Here is a 755-nt window from a genome sequence, read left to right as displayed (position 1 = left end):
CGCTTCGCCGAGGAATAGGCCGTGGTCGATTCCCTGATCCATGCAGCCGGGACAACCTGCGTGTTGCCCCACACCCCATCATTCAGGAACAACTGACCAAAACGGGCGGCGTCGCGGGCGCTCAGCCGGAACGGATAGGCGGGGTGCTCGGACAGCCTCTCCAGGGCGTAGCGGCCGTCCTTGACCGAGAAATCTTCCATGCCGATGGGTGCCGCGATGCGGCGCGCGAAGCTCTGGAAGATGTCCTCGCCGGTCTGCTGCCGGTAGATTGTCCCCAGAGCGTTGAAATCCCAGTTGTTATAGAACCAGAACGATCCGGGTTGGTGGCTTCCGCGCTTCGGCCGTTTGCGCTTGATGTCCGCCGTCTCATGGGCGGCAGGGTGATAGATGCCCGACCGCGACGTCAGAAGGTCGCGCACTGTGGCCATTTTCTCTTCGTCCGTGAGGCGGGGAGGATTGTCGTCGATGCCGAGGTCGGCAAGGCTCGCCGACAGCTCTATGCGTCCCTCGGCAACCGCGATGCCGTAAAGCGCGCTGAGGAGGCTTTTGCGGACGGATGCAACATTCACCTTGTGGGATGTGTCGCCCCAGCGGGCGATCACCCGCCCGTCCTGCACGATCATCAGCGCCGTCGGCTTGAGAGCCGCGGACTGTTGCCGGGCAACCTCCAGCCGATCCACGGACCAGCCCGCCATGGCCGGATCAGCCTCCTCCCACGCTTGAGCGCAGGCGGCGCCCACGGTCAGGAGGCTGAT

The 755-nt window shown here is 64.5% G+C and carries 1 protein-coding gene; it reads right to left on the bottom strand.

Features of this window, described 5'->3' with window-relative positions:
* Positions 1 to 755, bottom strand: a 755-nt coding sequence (locus KHC23_RS23510) for a serine hydrolase domain-containing protein (RefSeq protein ID WP_343210786.1), incomplete at both ends; no start/stop codon positions are given.

Source organism: Ancylobacter dichloromethanicus, from assembly GCF_018390645.1.
Lineage (GTDB): Bacteria > Pseudomonadota > Alphaproteobacteria > Rhizobiales > Xanthobacteraceae > Ancylobacter > Ancylobacter dichloromethanicus.
Note: the sequence above shows the minus strand (reverse complement) of the source record. Positions and strands in the feature narration are given on the sequence as shown.